The sequence below is a fragment of the Polaromonas sp. P3_B1 genome, from assembly GCF_056402935.1.
In genome coordinates this window covers 1-17,235 of the sequence record NZ_JBFUGK010000023.1, presented here as the reverse complement: position 1 = coordinate 17,235, position 17,235 = coordinate 1, and the positions used below count along the sequence as shown (strand labels likewise).

Annotated in this window: 17 protein-coding genes; 8 read left to right on the top strand and 9 right to left on the bottom strand. The window is 64.3% G+C overall.

Annotation, left to right across the window (positions count from 1 at the left end; genetic code table 11):
* Positions 1-55: 55 nt before the first annotated feature.
* Positions 56-691 carry a 3-oxoacid CoA-transferase subunit B gene (locus tag AC1DXS_RS14510; protein ID WP_477738191.1) on the bottom strand — a complete coding sequence of 212 codons (636 nt, stop codon included), beginning with the start codon at positions 689-691 and terminating at the stop codon, positions 56-58.
* Between the two features lie 2 nt (positions 692-693).
* The gene (locus AC1DXS_RS14505) at positions 694-1,401 is read right to left on the bottom strand and encodes a CoA transferase subunit A (protein ID WP_477738190.1); all 708 of its coding nucleotides are present in this window, start codon (positions 1,399-1,401) and stop codon (positions 694-696) included.
* A 79-nt stretch (positions 1,402-1,480) separates the two neighbouring features.
* Here AC1DXS_RS14505 and AC1DXS_RS14500 point away from each other — a divergent pair, with 79 nt between their 5' ends.
* Positions 1,481-2,038 (top strand): PAS and helix-turn-helix domain-containing protein, encoded by a 558-nt coding sequence (locus AC1DXS_RS14500; RefSeq protein ID WP_074575460.1) that lies wholly within the window; start codon positions 1,481-1,483, stop codon positions 2,036-2,038.
* 113 nt (positions 2,039-2,151) lie between these two features.
* Here the strand turns inward: AC1DXS_RS14500 and AC1DXS_RS14495 are convergent, their stop codons facing one another.
* On the bottom strand, positions 2,152-3,600 hold the full coding sequence (locus AC1DXS_RS14495; RefSeq protein ID WP_477738189.1) for a serine/threonine protein kinase: 1,449 nt from the start codon (positions 3,598-3,600) through the stop codon (positions 2,152-2,154).
* Positions 3,597-4,349, bottom strand: coding sequence for a metallophosphoesterase family protein (locus tag AC1DXS_RS14490; RefSeq protein WP_477738188.1), 753 nt, complete (start codon positions 4,347-4,349; stop codon positions 3,597-3,599). Before AC1DXS_RS14490 ends, AC1DXS_RS14495 begins: the two co-directional genes overlap by 4 nt.
* Positions 4,350-4,497: 148 nt before the next feature.
* Here AC1DXS_RS14490 and AC1DXS_RS14485 point away from each other — a divergent pair, with 148 nt between their 5' ends.
* From AC1DXS_RS14485 to AC1DXS_RS14475, 3 genes are all read left to right on the top strand, one after another.
* Positions 4,498-5,004 carry a DUF1993 domain-containing protein gene (locus AC1DXS_RS14485; protein WP_477738187.1) on the top strand — a complete coding sequence of 169 codons (507 nt, stop codon included), beginning with the start codon at positions 4,498-4,500 and terminating at the stop codon, positions 5,002-5,004.
* Positions 5,005-5,167: 163 nt separating this feature from the next.
* Positions 5,168-5,710: a hypothetical protein gene (locus AC1DXS_RS14480; RefSeq protein WP_477738186.1), complete on the top strand. Its 543-nt coding sequence runs from the start codon at positions 5,168-5,170 to the stop codon at positions 5,708-5,710.
* Between the two features lie 35 nt (positions 5,711-5,745).
* Positions 5,746-6,237, top strand: coding sequence for a GNAT family N-acetyltransferase (locus AC1DXS_RS14475; protein ID WP_477738185.1), 492 nt, complete (start codon positions 5,746-5,748; stop codon positions 6,235-6,237).
* Here the strand turns inward: AC1DXS_RS14475 and AC1DXS_RS14470 are convergent.
* Together AC1DXS_RS14470 and AC1DXS_RS14465 are read right to left on the bottom strand one after the other, a co-directional pair.
* Positions 6,234-6,605 carry an HPF/RaiA family ribosome-associated protein gene (locus tag AC1DXS_RS14470; protein ID WP_477738184.1) on the bottom strand — a complete coding sequence of 124 codons (372 nt, stop codon included), beginning with the start codon at positions 6,603-6,605 and terminating at the stop codon, positions 6,234-6,236. The two genes, AC1DXS_RS14475 and AC1DXS_RS14470, sit on opposite strands and share 4 nt — an antisense overlap.
* Before the next feature lie 190 nt (positions 6,606-6,795).
* Positions 6,796-7,698 (bottom strand): LysR family transcriptional regulator, encoded by a 903-nt coding sequence (locus AC1DXS_RS14465; RefSeq protein ID WP_477738183.1) that lies wholly within the window; start codon positions 7,696-7,698, stop codon positions 6,796-6,798.
* A gap of 120 nt (positions 7,699-7,818) precedes the next feature.
* Here AC1DXS_RS14465 and AC1DXS_RS14460 point away from each other — a divergent pair, with 120 nt between their 5' ends.
* Positions 7,819-8,844: a zinc-binding alcohol dehydrogenase family protein gene (locus AC1DXS_RS14460; RefSeq protein WP_477738182.1), complete on the top strand. Its 1,026-nt coding sequence runs from the start codon at positions 7,819-7,821 to the stop codon at positions 8,842-8,844.
* A 641-nt stretch (positions 8,845-9,485) separates the two neighbouring features.
* Here the strand turns inward: AC1DXS_RS14460 and AC1DXS_RS14455 are convergent.
* The 3 genes from AC1DXS_RS14455 to AC1DXS_RS14445 form a co-directional block, all read right to left on the bottom strand.
* Positions 9,486-10,856 (bottom strand): DUF1501 domain-containing protein, encoded by a 1,371-nt coding sequence (locus tag AC1DXS_RS14455; RefSeq protein WP_477738181.1) that lies wholly within the window; start codon positions 10,854-10,856, stop codon positions 9,486-9,488.
* Positions 10,857-10,899: 43 nt separating this feature from the next.
* The gene (locus tag AC1DXS_RS14450; RefSeq protein WP_477738180.1) at positions 10,900-12,351 is read right to left on the bottom strand and encodes a DUF1800 domain-containing protein; all 1,452 of its coding nucleotides are present in this window, start codon (positions 12,349-12,351) and stop codon (positions 10,900-10,902) included.
* A 106-nt stretch (positions 12,352-12,457) separates the two neighbouring features.
* Positions 12,458-13,453 carry a quinone oxidoreductase family protein gene (locus AC1DXS_RS14445; protein WP_477738179.1) on the bottom strand — a complete coding sequence of 332 codons (996 nt, stop codon included), beginning with the start codon at positions 13,451-13,453 and terminating at the stop codon, positions 12,458-12,460.
* A gap of 151 nt (positions 13,454-13,604) precedes the next feature.
* Here AC1DXS_RS14445 and AC1DXS_RS14440 point away from each other — a divergent pair, with 151 nt between their 5' ends.
* The 3 genes from AC1DXS_RS14440 to AC1DXS_RS14430 all read left to right on the top strand — a co-directional run bounded on the left by AC1DXS_RS14440 (position 13,605) and on the right by AC1DXS_RS14430 (position 17,096).
* Positions 13,605-14,504, top strand: a complete 900-nt coding sequence (locus AC1DXS_RS14440) for a DMT family transporter (RefSeq protein WP_477738178.1) — start codon at positions 13,605-13,607, stop codon at positions 14,502-14,504.
* Between the two features lie 347 nt (positions 14,505-14,851).
* Entirely contained in the window at positions 14,852-15,088 is a 237-nt protein-coding gene (locus AC1DXS_RS14435; protein ID WP_477738177.1) for a hypothetical protein, read from the top strand.
* Between the two features lie 13 nt (positions 15,089-15,101).
* Positions 15,102-17,096 carry an AAA family ATPase gene (locus AC1DXS_RS14430; RefSeq protein WP_477738176.1) on the top strand — a complete coding sequence of 665 codons (1,995 nt, stop codon included), beginning with the start codon at positions 15,102-15,104 and terminating at the stop codon, positions 17,094-17,096.
* The last annotated feature ends 139 nt before the right edge of the window (positions 17,097-17,235 follow it).

Sequence of the window (17,235 nt, the reverse complement as noted above, 5' to 3'; positions counted from 1 at the left end):
TCCGGGACGCCAAAGCCGCCGCCTGAAAGGCCGGCGGCTTTTGCCTTTCAGGGCCTCAGATCAGCGTGACGCCGGTCTTGGCCTGCAGCGTTTCGCGCGTCACGCCGGGCGCCAGCTCCACCACCTTGAGGCCCTGGGGCGTCACGTCCATCACGGCCAGGTCGGTGATGATGCGGTCGACCACGCCCACGCCCGTGAGCGGCAGCGTGCATTTGGGCAGGATCTTCAGGTCCTCGGTGCCGTCCTTCTTTTTGGCGACGTGCTCCATCAGGACGATGACGCGCTTGACGCCCGCCACCAGGTCCATCGCGCCGCCCATGCCCTTGACCATCTTGCCCGGGATCATCCAGTTGGCCAGGTCGCCTTTTTCGCTGACCTGCATGGCGCCCAGGATGGACAGGTTGATCTTGCCGCCGCGGATCATCGCGAAGCTGTCATGGCTGCCGAAGATGGACGAGCCCTTGATGGTGGTGACGGTCTGCTTGCCCGCATTGATCAGGTCGGCGTCGACCTTGTCGTCGGTCGGGAAGGGGCCAATGCCCAGCATGCCGTTTTCCGACTGCAGCCAGACTTCCTTGTCGCCGGTGAAGTTGGCCACCAGGGTCGGGATGCCGATGCCGAGGTTCACGTAAAAACCGTCTTCGAGTTCCTGGGCGGCACGCGCCGCCATTTGGTCTTGGGTCCAGGGCATGGTCAAACTCCCGCTTTCTCGGTGATGGTCCGCTTCTCGATGCGTTTTTCAGGGCTGGCATTGAGCACGATACGGTGCACGTAAATGCCCGGCAGGTGGATGTCGTCAGGCGCCAGTTCGCCGACCTCAACGACCTTCTCGACCTCGACGATGCAAATCTTGCCGGCCATCGCGGCGGCCGGGTTGAAATTGCGCGCCGTGAGGTTAAAGCGAAGGTTGCCCGACTTGTCGGCCACATGCGCCTTGACCAGGGCCACGTCGGGCACCAGCGAGCGCTCCATCACATAGGTCTCGCCGTCGAATTCGCGCAACTCCTTGCCCTCGGCCACCTGCGTGCCCACGCCGGTCTTGGTGAAAAAGGCCGGGATGCCGGCGCCGCCGGCGCGCAGCTTTTCGGCCAGCGTGCCCTGGGGCGTGAACTCCAGCTCCAGTTCGCCGGCCAGGTATTGGCGCTCGAACTCCTTGTTCTCGCCCACGTAGCTGGAAATCATTTTTTTGATCTGCCGGGTTTCCAGCAGCTTGCCCAGGCCGAAGCCGTCAACGCCCGCGTTGTTGGAGATCACCGTCAGGTTCTTCACCTGGCTATCGCGCAGCGCGTCAATCAGCGCCTCGGGAATGCCGCACAGGCCGAAGCCGCCCACGGCCAGCAACTGGCCGTCCTTGACCACGCCTTTGAGGGCCTCCGCGGCGGAGGGAAAAAGTTTCTTCACAAATCATCTCCTTGTGTTCCAGGCAATCCATTACGATACTACTTATCAAGTTACGTAGTTTTCCCTAAAGGTTTGTACTGTGGAAGTGGATTACCAGCTCGCATTCGACCTGGCGCCGGTGGGACTGGTGCTGTCCCGCAACCGCTCGATTGTGGACTGCAACCAGCATTTATGCGAGATGTTCGGCGCCACGCGCGAACAACTCGCGGGCCAGTCCTTCCTCATCCTCTACCCCAGCGCGGATGAGTACGAGCGCATAGGCGCGCGCATGATTCCCATCCTGAACGCCAAGGGCCTGTACTCCGACGACCGCATCATGAAGCGCGTGGACGGTCGCAACAAGGGCGAAACCTTCTGGTGCCACGTCACCGGCCGCGCCCTCAACCGCAGCGCGCCGCACGAAGCCGGCATCTGGACTTTCGAAGACCTCAGTTCGCGCCGCCCCGTCACAGCCGAACTCACGGCGCGCGAACGCGAGGTGGCCGCCCACCTGATGGACGGCCTGACCTCCAAGGAAATCGGCCGCGCGCTGGTCATCAGCCACCGCACCGTCGAGATCTACCGCGCGCGCCTGATGCGCAAGTACAAGGCATCGACCACAGCCGACCTCGTGCACAAGCTGATGGCCGGCTCCTGATTCCATTCCCAAATCAGGCGTGCACTTTGTCGGCCCGCCTTGCCGTGCTGTAGCACTGTCTGCGGCAAGCCTTCGCGTTCACACCTGATTTGGAAATGGAATGAAACAAGCGGTCAGAAACCCGGGCCGCCCTCTTCACCCGCCAGCCGTTCAAACGGCAGCGCCTGCTTGACCAGGATCACCGTGCAGGGCGCCGCCATGGCGACCTTGATGGGCACCGTCGCCAGCAGGCGCTGCATCTGCAAGCCGTGCGTTGCCGCACCCATCACGATAATGCCGACCTGGTTGCCCTGGGCATAGTGCAGCAGGGCTTGCGCGACGTCGCCCGATTCGATGACATGGAAAGACAGCGAGCGGCTGTCCAGACCCAAGGGCTGGGCCCACTGCCTGAGCATGCCCAGGTAGCGGCGGTGTACCGCAGTTTCGCTCGTCTCGCTGCCCGGGCCGTCCGCTGTCGCCGTGTCAATCACCGTCACGCAGGCCAGACGCGCGCCGGGCGCCGTGCCCAGCACCCGCATCACGGCGCGCCGCAGCGAATACAGCGTGGCGTCGCTCACGTCCTTGTAAGGCAGGGCGACCATGACGATGGGCACCGCGTCAATCTGCCGCGAAGGCAAGGCGCTGGGGCGGTAAGCTTTGCCTGCCGCGCGCAGCCAGCGCTTGAAATGCGCCCAGAAGCCTGTGGCCTGCAGGCGTCGCCCCAATTCCGTCACGGCGATCTGCGACGGATCCGACAGGTCCAGCGCCAGGTGGGCGGCCGACGCATAGCGCCGGCCGGCTTCGCCCTGCAGGCAATGCAGGATCACCTCCTGCAGCCACTCGGGCAAGTCGGGCCGCAAGGCGCGCGGTGGCACCGGGTCCATCCAGAGGCGCTGCCGCAAGCCGCCGCGAGTTTGCGGGTTGCCAAAGGGCAGTTCGCGCACGGCCAGCTCATACAGCATCACTCCGACGGCAAAGATGTCGCTTCGCGGGTCGCCCCGCACGCCCACCACCTGCTCGGGCGCCATCCAGGCCGGAGAGCCGACGGCGGGGCGCAATTCTTCGGCCAGCAGGTCCGGGTAATGCGCATGGCAGGAGAGCCCGAAGTCCAGCAGCACCGCGCTGCCGTCAGGACGCAGCAGCACGTTGGCCGGCTTCAGGTCCAGGTGGCAGGCCTCCTGCAGGTGCAGGCTGTGCACCGCCTGGGCCACCGCAGCACCCAGCCGGGCGATCTCCTGCGCGGGCAGCGGCCCCGGGCTGTCGTCCAACAGCTGTTGCAGGGTCCGGCCGGGCACGTATTCCATCACCAGGTAGGGCAGTTTTTCGAGGTCTCCGGCCGCCACCAGGCGCGGCACGTGCGGGCCCGTCAGCGCGGACAGCAGCTGCAGCTCCACTTCAAAGCCCACGATGTTTTCAGCGCCGTCGCCGGCCGTCATGCGCGGCACCTTCATCACCATGGGAAAAGGCGCGGTGCGCGACGTGTCGGCATAGCCCACCTGGTAGATATGCGCCATGCCGCCTGCATGCAGGCATTCGCCGACGACAAATCCGTCGACCACGGTGCCGGGCGCCATCAGCTTCACAAGCCGACCTCCAGCCGCTCGGCGAGATAGCCGGGCAAACCCGCCGCGCGTACATCGGCCGCGGCGGCCAGGTGGTCGTAAGCCACACGGTGAAAGGTCAACTCGGCCCGGGCGGCGTCGAACAGCGCATACATGGCTTTGGTGTTGCCGTCGCGCGGCTGGCCCACCGAGCCCACAGTGGCGAGCCAGCGGCGGTGCGGCGGCACCGGGATGGGTACACCCGGCGTGGGCGCAAAGCGCATCAGCCCCTGCCCCGCGCCCTGGAAGTAAAGCGCCTGCTCGTGCACATGGCCGCAGAACACATAACGCACCGCGGTGTCCAGGCAGGCGGCATTGAGGCAAGCTTCAGCGCGGCGTTCGTTGTCGACATAGTGCCAGCGCTCGGGCGCGTCGGCACTGGCATGCACCAGCAGCGCCGCGTCGACGGTGGCCTTCAGCGGCAGCGCCGCCAGGAAATCCAGCGCATCCTTGTCCAGCCGTTCGCGAGTCCAGGCAGCGCCGCTTTGGTCCGGCGAATGGCCTCGCGCGGATGGCGCCACAGCGTACTCATCATGGTTGCCCTTGAGCACGATCGCGCTCTCGCCTGCCAGTGCACGAATACGCCGCACCACTTCGGCCGGCTGTGCACCGTAGCCCACCAGGTCCCCCAGCACGGCCAGTCGGCCGGCACCCTGCGCGGCGGCATGGGCCAGGCAGGCCTCAAGCGCGCGCAGGTTGGCGTGTATGTCGGACAGCAAGGCGATTTTCATGGGCTCAAGAAGCAGTTCTCAATGGATCGTGAAACACGGCTTTCCGGCAGTTTGCACCAGATGGCAGCAAAATTTCCGCAACAGGAACAAAATCGGGACTGGCGTTTTTTTGCGCCGACCCGAATTCACGCATCCCAGGAAAACCTCCATGTCGCTGACCCTTTACCAAGCCTCGATTCCCGTCTTTATCCGCGGCTTTGCCAACTTGGCAGCCGTGCTTGAAAAAGCCAAAGCCCACGCCGAGGCCAACAAGATAGACCTTTCCACCTACGTCAGCGCCCGCCTGGCGCCCGACATGTACCCGCTCTCAGGCCAGGTCCAGGGCGCGAGCGACGCCGCCAAGTTCGGCGCGGCGCGCCTGGCCGGCGTCACCCCGCCCAGCTTCGCCGACACCGAAACCACGTTTGAAGAACTCCAAGCGCGCATCACGAAGACGCTGGACTTCCTCAAGACCGTGGACGAAGCGCAAATCAACGCGCGCGCGGGCGGCGCCGTGACGCTCAAGGTACGCGGAAAGGAAATGAACTTTGTCTGCGAGCCCTACCTGCTCGATTTCGTGCTGCCCAATTTTTACTTCCACCTCACCACGGCCTACGACATCCTGCGCCATCAGGGTGTGCCGCTGGGCAAGATGGATTACCTGGGGAAGTTCTGAACAGGGTGTGAGCCCGCACCGCCACGCACTTGCAGGGCGGTGTTTTTTTACCTTTTTGAGGAGCCCTGGATCCATGTTAAAACCGCCCTCCCGGCCGCAGTGGCCGGGAATCTGGCGCGCTGAGGCCGAACCGGCAGGATGGCGTCTCATCAACAGGAATTGCATGACTCCTCAACAACTGGTTGGACTGGGTGTCCGTTTGTTCGCCATCTGGCTTGGCATTGCGAGCGTGGCTTATTGGGTCACTATTCCCGCCGCTCTGGCGGCAAATAATCTGGGCAACAAGTCCAACACCATCTCCTACGCTATCGGGGCGGCGTACGTCACTGCAGCGCTGCTGTTCTGGCTCTGCCCCATGGCGATAGCTCACAAGCTGCTGCCCCGCACGCACTATGAGAACCGCCTGTCCGCAGAGCCTCATGAACTTGCGAAGGTCGGCTCGGCACTGCTGGGTCTGTGGCTGATCACCAAGTCGACGCCGGCCTTGGTCTGGCTTGTATTTCGCAGTTTTCTGTTTCTGGAGTCTTCCACCGCCGCGTTCTCATCGATTACGCTGGACGCCAAACTGGATATCGCCGTCGCCCTGTTTGAGTTGTTGCTTGCGATTGGGCTGATCGCCAAGGCAGGTGCGTTTGCGCAAATTGTTATCCCGGTAGCTGGGGCATTGGCACCGCAAGAGCAGGAGCCCTCAGAGACCCCTGACTGACAGCATCCCAACAACATATCTTCAAACAAACCGGTATGCGCATCCGCTCCTACACCAATGCGGATTTATCCGCCGTCGCCCAGCTCTTCACCGATGCGGTCCACGGCCTGGCCGTCACTCACTATGACGAAGCGCAGCGCAAAGCCTGGGCGCCGCAACCACCGGACCTGGAAATCTGGGATGCGCGCCTCAAACCGTTAAGGGTGTTGGTAGCGCAGGATGCGCGGAACAGCGGCGATGCGCTGCTGGGCTTTGTCGGCTATGAGGAAAACGGCCACATCGACCTGATGTTCAGCTCACCCCTGGCGGCGCGCCGGGGCGTGGCCTCGCAGTTACTGGGTCGCGCCGAAGCCGCGCTGCGCGAGCTGGGCGTGGCAGAACTCTTCACCGAAGCCAGCCTGCTCGGGCAGCCGTTTTTTGCGCGCCACGGTTTTACGGTGAAGGAAGAGCAGCAGGTCGAACGCCGCGGCGTGCAGCTCCTGCGCTATGCCATGGTGAAAGCGCTGGAGCAGCCCGGAGCAGGCTAAGCGCTTCCTCCGACTTCAGGCGCGGGTTCGCGCCGTATGGTTTCGCGGTCGCGGTGATGGTCGCGCAGTTTGCCCAGGGTGTGGTCCAGCAAGCGCTTGAGCTTGTCGCTGGCGCCGCGAAAAGCCAGGTCCTGATTGGGCGCTTGGTGGTTGACGGCCAGCGGGTCGTGGTGCGCCAGGCGCGCCTCCATCACGCAGCGCTTCTGGTCGGGACTGGCTTTGTCGCCGTTTTCGTCGCTCATATGGACCTCGATGCGCGTGATGTCGCCCTTGAAGCGACTCAGCGATTCATGCAATTCGCCACTGGCCCAGCGCTCGAAAGACTCGCCGGTGTGCATCGTGTGCTTGGAATTGACCTGGATTTGCATGGGATTTTTTTCCTTTCAGGAATTGCAGCGCGCGGGCCTGCGGGCCGGGCTGCCTTGTGATCCGCCAAGATGGCGGCTGGAAAATTCATTGTGCGCGCGATGCGCCCGCGGGTCTGTAGTCCTGGACGCAACCCTGGAGTGAGGGCGGGTTTGAACCATTCGCTTGCGGATGCACACACACGGTTGCAAACTAACTGGTGGCCAACGCCGCGCAACGCTCCCCGATAAACTCCCGCAGCAAGCGCAGGCCCGGCGTCAATTGCCGCCGCCCCGGCAGCACCATGTACATCGGCGATGCCTCGGTTTGCCACTCGGTGCACAAGGCCACCAGCCGGTCCGCGGCCAAGTCGGCCGCCACGTCCAGCCGTGACTTGTACATGATGCCGCGGCCGGCCAGCGCCCACAGGCGCACCACGTCGCCATCATTGGCGATGTTGCCGCCGCCGGCGCGCACCACCACTTCCTCGCCATCGCGCCAGAACTTCCAGCGGTCATACACCTCTTCACCGAGCATGAAACACAGGCAGCTGTGCCCGGCGAGCGCCTGCGGCGACTCGGGCCTGCCCCGCGCCTGCAGGTAGGCCGGCGATGCGCACAGCACGCGGCGGTTCGTCAGCTGCACCGGCAGCGCCAGCATGCTGGAGTCGGGCGGCTCGCCCTGGCGGAAGGCGGCATCGACCAGGTCGCTGTAGACATTGGTGACACGGTCCGACAGGTGCAGGCGGTACTGGATGCCGGGGTGCTGTTGCTGGAACGCTTCCAGCCAGGGCAGCAGCAGGTTGCGGCCGAAATCAGAGGGCGCGGCCAGCTGCAGCATGCCGCTGACCTGCTGCCGGCCGCTGGCCAGCTCCAGTTGGGCATCCCGCAAGGCGGCCAGCGCGGGCCGGCAATGTGCAAGAAAAACCTCGCCCTCGCGCGTGAGGCGCAGGCTGCGCGTGGAACGCACAAACAGCGGCGCCTGCAGCTCTTCTTCCAGCCGTTTGAGCGCGGCACTGGCGGCGGCGGGCGTCAGGTCCAGGCCGCGTGCGGTGGCCGACAGGCTGCCCGAATCCACGGTGCGGACAAAGATCTCCAGGTCTTGCAAGGCTTTCATTTACAAATTTTATTTGTAAATAGCTTCAACTACTGGCTCGTTTATCTTGATTTTCAAAAACCATACAGTTCAAGCCATCCATTCCTCTTTGCCATTCTTCTCAACTCAAAGGACTCCACCATGAAAGCCATTGGCTACCAGCAAGCCCACGCACTGGACCAGGCAGGCCAGGCCGGCCTTGTCGACATCACCCTGCCCGACCCCACACCCACGGGCCAAGACCTGCTGGTCGAAGTGAAGGCGATTTCCGTCAACCCGGTGGACACCAAGGTGCGCGCAGGCGTTTCGCGCGCCGCGGGCCAGGACTACAAGGTGCTGGGTTATGACGCCAGCGGCATCGTGCGCGCCGTGGGCCCCGACGTGACGCTCTTCAAGGCCGGCGACAAGGTCTGGTACGCCGGCTCCATCATGCGCGCCGGCACCAACAGCGAACTGCACCTGSTGGACGAACGCATCGTGGGCCGCATGCCCGCCTCGCTCGACTTCGCGCAGGCCGCCGCCCTGCCGCTGACCAGCATCACCGCCTGGGAAATGCTGTTCGACCGCCTCGGCCTGCAGCCGGGCAAAAAGCCCACACACCAAAAGCTGCTGGTCATCGGCGCCTCGGGCGGCGTCGGTTCCATCATGACGCAGCTGGCCGCGCGCCTGACTTCGCTCACGGTCATAGGCACCGCCTCACGCACCGAAACCCAGGCCTGGGTGAAAGAACTGGGCGCCCACCACGTCATCGACCACAGCCAGCCGATTGCCGCGGAGCTCAAGCGCATAGGCATTCCCGAGGTCGACTACGTGGTGAGCCTCACGCAAACCGATTCGCACCTGGACCAGATCGTCGAGGCGCTGGCCCCCCAAGGCCACTTCGGCCTGATCGACGACCCGAAGAACGTGGACATGACAAAGTTCAAACGCAAAAGCATTTCCATCCACTGGGAGTCCATGTTCACCCGCTCCATGTTCGGCACAGCTGACATGGTGGCGCAGCACAGGCTGCTGACCGAGATCGCGCAGCTGGTCGATGCAGGCTTGATCCGCAGCACATTGACCGAGCGCTTTGGCGGCATCAATGCCGCGAATTTGCGGCGCGCGCATGCGCTGATTGAATCGGGCAAGTCGCGCGGCAAGATAGTGTTGGAGGGGTTTATTTGACCTGGCCGGTTGGGCTGGCCGGGTCTTGCTCCGGCCTTCGCGCTCTTCCTCCTCTTTCCTCTGCTGAGGGCGGCTGGCCGGGGGTTGCCCGGCGGCAACTCACTTTTCTTTTGCTTCGCCAAAAGAAAAGTAAGCAAAAGAAAAGGCGACCCTGGTGTCTGCGTCCCTCCGCTTCGCTGCGGGCAGCCTGTGGTGCTCGGTCCAGACGGGGTCAAAAACAACTCGCCTTCGGCTCAAACAAGTTTTTGCCCTGATCCGTCTGGCCCTGCGCTCCTCGGCGCATACACAAGGGGTGGGGACAGAAATACCAAACAGCCGAATACCTGAAGAAACAAGGACACGCCGTGGCGTGTCCTTGTTTGTATTGGTATTGGTTTCTTTGTCTTCTGACCCCGTTCCCGATTGCCCCGTCCTGGCTGGGCCGAGGAGCGCAGAGACAAGCGGATCAGGGCAAAAACTTGTTTGAGCGAAGCGAGTTGTTTTTGACCCCGCTTGGCTCGAGCACCGCAGGTTGCCCCGTAGCGCAGCGTAGGGGACCCAGACTGCGGGTCGCCTTTCTTTTGGGTACTTTTCTTTGGCGAAGCAAAGAAAAGTGCCTCGCCTGCCGGGGCGAGACCCGGCCAGCAAACCTCAGCAAAGAATCAGGCCTTATTAAAAACCCCATCCAACCTCTTATCCCACTTAGCCCCAGGAAGCACATCAGCCAATTGAGAATCCCCCAACGAAAAAGCCCCCCGCAGAACCTGCGCCAAAACAGAACGATAGTCATGGTGAGCAGGAAGGTCGCGACCTTCGTTAAGTTGGCCGAGACCCGTCCACGCCCCATGCCAACGCCCACCGGCGACGCGGCTACCCATCAGCCACATGGCGTTCCCAAACCCATGGTCTGTCCCGCGGGTACCGTTCTCCGCGCTGGTGCGGCCGAACTCGCTCATCACCACGACCACGTCGCCGGGCTCTGAAAAATCCTGCCGCAGCTGCGCGATGCCGCGCGCGAGGTTGCCCAAATTGTTGGCGAGCTGGCCTGTGGCTGCGCCCTGGTTGGCGTGGGTGTCCCAGCCGCCGGCCGACAAAAAGCCCAGGCGCAGCTTGCGGTCGTTGCGCATCAAGGTGCCCAGGTGCTGGGCGTCGAGCTGCAGGCCCACCGGGTCGGCGGCGCCGTTGCTGGCGGCCAGCATTTGCGCCTTCTGGGCCTGCATGTTGGCGGGCGTTCCGTCGCGGTCAAGGTTTCTGTCGGCCATGCGTTGGGCGTCCTGCGCCATCTTCTGGGTCCTGGCGGTTCTTTGTTCAGTCAGCTCCTGCGCGCTCTGCATGCGGCTGCCCGCGCCCTGGCGAAAAGCTTCGCTGAGCTTGTCGTCGCCGCCGTACAAATCCATCAGCGCCTGGCGCGTCTTGTCATTGGCCAGCACACCCGTGCGTTCGGCGGACTGGCCGCGTGGGATCAAGCGCACGGCGGCGGCCTGGCCGGCCAGGATGGCGGGGTTGGCCTCGCCCACGCCGAGCGCGACAGCGCCGCCGGCGGCGGTCTTGTCGATACCCGCCGTGGTATTGAGCCAACCGGGCGCACTGCTGGTTTTGCCGCCCTGGGCGATTTCCATCTGGTACTGCGCATCGAAGTGTGAGCGGTTCGGCGCGGGCAGGCCGGCCGCGGGGACAAAGCTCAGCACGCCTTGCTGCCACAGCGGAAGCAGCGGAGCGAGAGCGGGATGCAAGGCAAAGGTTTTGTCGAGCTTGATAGCGGTTTGCGCCGTGCCGTCGGGTGCGGTGATCGCGATATTCGGGCGCAGCGCGTAATAGTCCTTGTCGGCATAAGGAACAAAGGCGGAGAGTCCGTCGTACGCACCGCGCAGGAAAACCACCACCAGGCGCCCGTTGCCCAGGCCACCGGGTACGGCTTGCGCCCACACCCCGGGCACTGCCAGCGACAGGGCGGACAAGGCGCCCAGGCCCAGCACGCTGCGGCGTTGCGGCAGCGAGTGTCGCAATGACGAAGAAGATAGGTTTGAGTTCATAAAAGTCCCCGCTGCCGTTTATGTGTTGATGGGGTTACCTGTTTTATTTGCGCATGAAATCAGGACTGGACAGCATCAGGCCGGTGCGCATCTGCGCGGGCTCCTGGGCGATGCGTTCGCGCGTCGCGACGCTGAAAAAAGCGCTGAGGTAAGCCGGCTCGGCCATGCGCGGCGCCATGCCCATCGCATAGTCGGCGCGCCGCGTGAGCGCTTCGGGCGCGAGCCAGGTGTTGGCATCGGTCTTGTAGCCGTCGGGCGTTTGCCAGCCGTGCATGGGCTGGCCGGCCTGCGCCAGAAAACCCAGGGTCTGGCCGATGTCGCGCCTGTCCTTCACGCCGCCGGCCACGGCGAGTGCTGAGCAGGCAAAGTCCAGCGGGGTTTTGAACAGCTGGTTGCCGCCGGCCCAGAACTCCGGCGATTCGATCAAGCTGCGCATCACTGCGCGCAGGTCGCCCTGGGTATTGGTGAACACCCCGGACAGGCGTTGCACCAGTGCGGGCGGCGGTGTGTCGGCCACAAAGAAAGTTGCCAGCCGGGTGGCCACGCGCCGCGCTGTCTCGGGCCGGCGGGCCAGGTAGCGTATGGCTTCCTCGCCCTCGGCCACGCTTTCGTTGCCGAAGGTGCGGCCCAGCAGCACCTTGCTGTCCTTGTCGTGCAGTCGTTCGGCGAAGCGAAAGCCTTCGCCGTCCTTGAGGTTGACCGTCCAGCCCGTCAGGATGCGGGCCAGCTCGCGCACATCCTTTTGCGTGTAGCCGCTGTTCACGCCCAGGGTGTGCAGCTCCATGAGTTCGCGCGCGTAGTTTTCATTGAGGCCGCGGCTGTTGCTTTGCGCCTGGTCCAGGTAAAACAGCATGGCCGGGTGCTTGGCGCTGGCCAGCAGCAAATCCTCAAAGCGGCCCAGGGCGTTGGCGCGTATGACGTTGATTTCGTAGTGGCCCACAAAAGGACGCACCGGGCCCTTGCCGACAAACACATTCAGGTGGTTGAACCAGAACTCGGTCATGCGCGCGAGCAGCGGGTTTTCAAGCGCCGGGTCGCTGCAGGACATCAACCGCCAGGCGGCGGCGCCCTGTGCCATGTCACGGCTGAATTTCTCATCGCCTCCGGCGGCGGCGGCGGCGGCGGGCATGCCGGGCTTGGGCGTTGCGCGTGCGGTGCGGCGCACCTCGCGCTCGGCCTGGAAGCTGCGCGCGATGTCGCCTATCGGCGCGTTGATGCCGGCGAGTTCGGCGGGAAGTGTGGGGGGGCGCTTGCTGGCGGCATAAGCCGCGTCAAGCTGCTGCAGCGCCCACGCGCGAGGCGAGGCAGCGGCCTGCGGCCAAGTGGGTGTGGGGGCATAGCCCAGTCGCGACGCCGCTCGCCAGGTCGCCGAAAGATTGGCGGTCGGCGCCACGGGGGGAATGGCGTCGACCTGTCCCTCGGCCAGCGCGGGGGTACCGGCCAAGGCGGCCAGCAAGCCGGCCAGCAGGCCGGCGATGGGTTTCGCTGTGGGCATTGTTGTTCTCCTGCAGCCCTTTCTAACGCAGGCACCGCTGCTTGCGTTGAATGCCGACCCCAGCTTTACACAGGTTTACGCCCCGGAGCAGGCGTTTCGTCCTGGTTTACAAGGTCAGGATGGTGCAGCCCGTGGTCTTGCGGGCTTCGAGGGCACGGTGCGCCTCGGCCACGTCGGCCAGGGCAAAACGCTGGTCAATCGGAATGCTGATCTTGCCGCTGGTCACCATGGCAAACAGGTCGTCGGCCATTTCCTGGGTGATCTCGCGGGTGGCGATGTGGGTGAACAGCGTGGGCCTTGAGACATACAGCGAGCCCTTGGAGGCCAGCAGGCCGATGTCCAGAGGCGGCGTCTTGCCCGAGGCATTGCCGAAGTTGGCGAGCAGGCCGAAGGGACGCAGGCAGTCGAGCGACTTCATGAAAGTGTCCTTGCCCACCGAGTCGTACACCACCTTGACGCCCTTGCCGCCGGTGATCTCCTTGACGCGGGCCACGAAGTCTTCTTTTGCGTAGTTGATGGCGAAGGCCGCGCCCTGCGACAGGGCCAGCGCGCATTTTTCGTCGGAGCCGGCCGTGCCTATGAGCTGCAGGCCCATGGCCTTGGCCCACTGGCAGGCGATCAGGCCCACGCCGCCCGCCGCCGCGTGAAACAGCACGTAGTCGCCGGCCTGCAGGCCGCCCTGCGGTTGCGTGCGGCGGAGCAGGTACTGCGTGGTCAGGCCCTTGAGCATCATGGCCGCGCCGGTTTCAAACGAAATCGCATCAGGCAGCTTGCACACGCACTTGGCCGGCATCACACGCAGTTCGCAATAGCTGCCGGGCGGCTGGCTGGCATAGGCCGCGCGGTCGCCCGCCTTGAGATGGGTGACGCCTTCGCCCACAGCCTCAACGACGCCCGAGGCCTCCATGCCCAGTTGCAGCGGCATGGCAAAAGGGTAGGCGCCGCTGCGCTGGTACACATCGATGTAGTTCAGGCCCACGGCCTTGTGGCGTATGCGGATTTCGCCCGGGCCGGGCTCGCCCACCTCCACGTCCACCAGCTTGAGTTCTTCGGGGCCGCCGTGCTGGTTGATGCGTACGGCTTTGGAGGGATAGGAGGCCATGGAGGTGTTCCTTGCAGGGGAGAAATAAAAGATGGAAGCAGAAGCGAAAAGCGTGGCCGCCATGGTGCCATGAATCGAAATAAGCCGCAGGTACACAGGGTGAAGCCGGAACCACCACAGGGGGAACCGCGCCGCTTGCTAAAGTCCTCCCATGACTCAACGCCTCTCGCCCGCCACCGCCACGCTGCTGGTGGTCCCTCCCATGCTCTGGGCCGGCAATGCCGTCGTGGGCCGCCTGGTCACCGGCCTGGTGCCGCCCATGACGCTGAACTTCCTGCGCTGGGCCCTGGCCTTCGTCATCCTCTTGCCGCTGGCCTGGCGCCTGCTCAAGCCCGGCAGCAGCCTGTGGCCCCACTGGAAGCGCTTCGCGGTGCTCGGTCTGCTGGGTGTGGGCTGCTACAACGCGCTGCAATACCTGGCACTCAAGACCTCGACGCCGCTCAACGTGACGCTGGTGGCTTCCAGCGTACCGATCTGGATGCTGGTGGTGGGCGCGCTGTTTTTCGGCCAGCCGGTTTCAAGGCGGCAGCTCGTCGGCGCCGTGCTGTCGATTGCCGGCGTGCTGGTGGTGCTCTCACGCGGCCGGCTGGAATTGCTGATGCAGGTGCAGCTGGTGCCCGGCGACCTGTACGTGCTGCTGGCCACGCTGGCCTGGGCGTTTTACAGCTGGCTGCTGTCGCAACCCAGGGAGCCCGCCGAAATCCGCGGCGACTGGGCAGCCTTCCTGATGGCGCAAATCGTGTTCGGCCTGGGCTGGTCGGGCGCCTTCGCCGCCGGAGAGTGGGCGCTGACAGACGCGCACATCACCTGGGGCTGGCCGCTGGCCGCGGCCCTGCTGTATGTGGCCGTGGGGCCCGCGGTGATCGCCTACCGCTGCTGGGGCATGGGCGTGCAGCGCGTGGGGCCGGCCATCGCGGGTTTCTTTTCCAACCTCACACCATTGTTCGCCGCGCTGCTCTCGGCCGCCTTCCTCGGCGAGCTGCCGCACCTCTACCATGCGATCGCCTTTGTGCTGATCGTGGGCGGCATCGTGGTGTCGTCACGGCGCTGATGCGGCAGGAACCACCGCCGCATGCCGCAGCGGTGGTTTGATTTTCGCAACACTTTGCGAAAAACCGCCGCGAAAAACTTGCCAAGCTTGTGCGGCCTCTTCAGAATCCGTTCCTTGCTTTGAGCCGCCGCACAACTAGCAACCTTGTGCGGTTATCCCCCGAAGCACCTTCAACACCATGACCTTGTTCACCCACACCTGACGCACCCTCCACTGCCCCCGGCTGGATGTGGTGCCAACCATACCCAGCCCTGCGGGCAGTCGGTGCCGTGCCTCCACGTGTGAAGCACGCTCCGCAAACCCCAGGCTGATTTTTCGCCGGGGTTTTGCTTTTTCGGAGCGTGCACATGAGTGCCAAAACTTTTTCCCGTGACTTTGCCGCCGGCAAGGTCAAGCATTTGCGACGCATGAAGCAGCCGCTTGCCTTGACTTTGCAGCTGCCCCCACCGCGCAATCCCGTGGTGCGGGCTCTTGCCCAGCGTGCCGCCACATCCGGCGCGGGCAAACACATTCGCAGCACCGGCGCCAATCGCCGGGCTGAAACCGTGGCTTTGCAAAAAGCCCTCAAAAAATTGATTGACTGACATGAAGAACGATATGACAAGCAGCACGGCGGCCGCGGCCCGCGTGCAACCTGAACTGATGCGCGAGCGCAGCGCCCACCTGGCGCTGGTCGCCGCAGAGCTGAAGACCGAGCTGTTCGGCATTGACGACATCATCGACCGGGTGATCGAATCGATCCGTGCCTGGTATGTGCTGCCGCACATCATTCGCCGGCCGGTGATCGTCTGCCTCTGGGGCCTGACCGGCACGGGCAAGACGCAGCTCACGCGCAGCCTGGCGCAAAAGCTGGGCTTTTATGACCGTTTTGTGGAGGTGCAGATGGACGGCTTCAGCCACGGCAGCAGCTGGCGCAGCGCCGATTCCATCAGCGCGATGCTGGCGGAGTCGGGCGTTGCCGAAGGCGAGCCCGGAATGCTGGTGCTCGACGAGTTCCAGCGCTTTCGCACCATCAATGACAAGGGCGACGACATGCCCGTGAAGCGCTACCAGGACGTGTGGCAATTGCTGTCCGACGGGCGCCTGCCGCCGTCGCTGTCTTTCCTGCAGGAGCTGGAATCGTCGTTGGCGTATTCGCTGTACGACCATGAGCGCGAGGGCGCGAGCGAAGCGGAGGCCGCACCTGCAACGGACGGCGCCCGGCCCAAGAAACCGAAATTCGCCCTGTCGCCCTACCAGGCCCAGGAGTTCCGGCAAAGCCTGAAGCTCAAGGAGCCGCTGCAGGAGGTGATGACCTGGACGCCGCAACAACTGCAGGAGCGCATGCTGGCATTCAAGGCTTCCAGCGAAGCATGGGAGACCGACTACAGCCGCCTGCTCATCATTGTCTCGGGCAACCTCGACGAGATGTATGAGGGCACGGCCCAGCGCGTGGAAGACTGCGACACCGATGCCGACATCTTTCACGCGATGACGAAAAAGCTGTCGATGATCGACGTGAAGAAAGCGCTGGGTGAACGCTTCAAGCCCGAGCAGATCGCCAGGCTGGGCAACAACCACGTGATCTACCCTTCGCTGAGCCAGGCCACTTACGAGCGGCTGATCCGCAGCACCTGCGCGCGCTACGCCGATGAAATGCGGGCAAGCGCCGGGCTGTCGTTTGAGCTGCATGAGTCGGTGTACCAGGGCATTTATGCCAATGCGGTGTTCCCGGCCCAGGGCACGCGCCCGCTGTTCTCGTCCATCCACGCCATCCTGAGCGCGCCGCTGGTCAATGCCGTGCTGTGGGCTTTTGAGCAGGGTGTGCCGTCGGACGCGACGCTGCACGTCAGCCTGGACACGGCCAGGCAATCCCTGCGCGTCAGCCTGGGTGAGGAAGGCGGCACCGGCATTGACTACCCCGTGCCGCTGGACCTCAACCAGCTCAAGCAGCGCGCCAGCCCGGATTTCCGGGCCCTGCTGGCCGTGCATGAGGCGGGCCACGGCCTGGCCTACGGCCGGCTGTTCGGGCACGCGCCGCAAGAGGTCAAGATCAACGTGGCCTCTTTCGAAGGCGGCTACAACAGCTATATGCGCATGAAGGCCGAGTCGCGGCAAAGCTGCCTGGACCGCATCTGCGTGAGCCTGGCGGGCCGCGCCGCCGAGGCCCTGGTATTCGGCGAAGACGCCTGCACCACCGGCAGCGAAAGCGACTTCAAGAAAGCCACCGCGCTGGCCGCGCGTTTTGTTCGCTACTACGGCTTCGGCAGCCGGCTGAGCCGCACCGACGTGACCGACAGCACCAACGAGCACCTCAACACCGACGTTGGGCCCACCAACGCTGAGATCGAGGCCCTGCTCACGCAGGCCTATGCCCGCGCCAGGGAACTGCTGGCGGCCGATTCAGCGCTGCTGCTGCAGATCGTGGACGAGCTGCTGGTGCACGGCCAGGTGGGCAAGGAAAGAATGGCCGGCTTGCTGGGCGTGGGCATCGCGCGGGAAGAGCGCATGCTGATGCCCTATGCCGAGCAACTGCAGGTGTTCAGCCTGCAGCATGAGCTGATGCGGCGGGTGCGTGGCGAGGCGCAGGCTTTGGAAGCGTCGATTGAATGACGGGCGCAGCCAAAAAAAAGCACGGAGAGCAGCCCATGCTGCCCGCCGTGCCCAATTTCCACCAACGGAAATCTTTGCAAAGCCGCTCATAACCCTCCTGGCGTTGTCGGCCAGGTCTTGCTCCCTCTCCCTCTGGGAG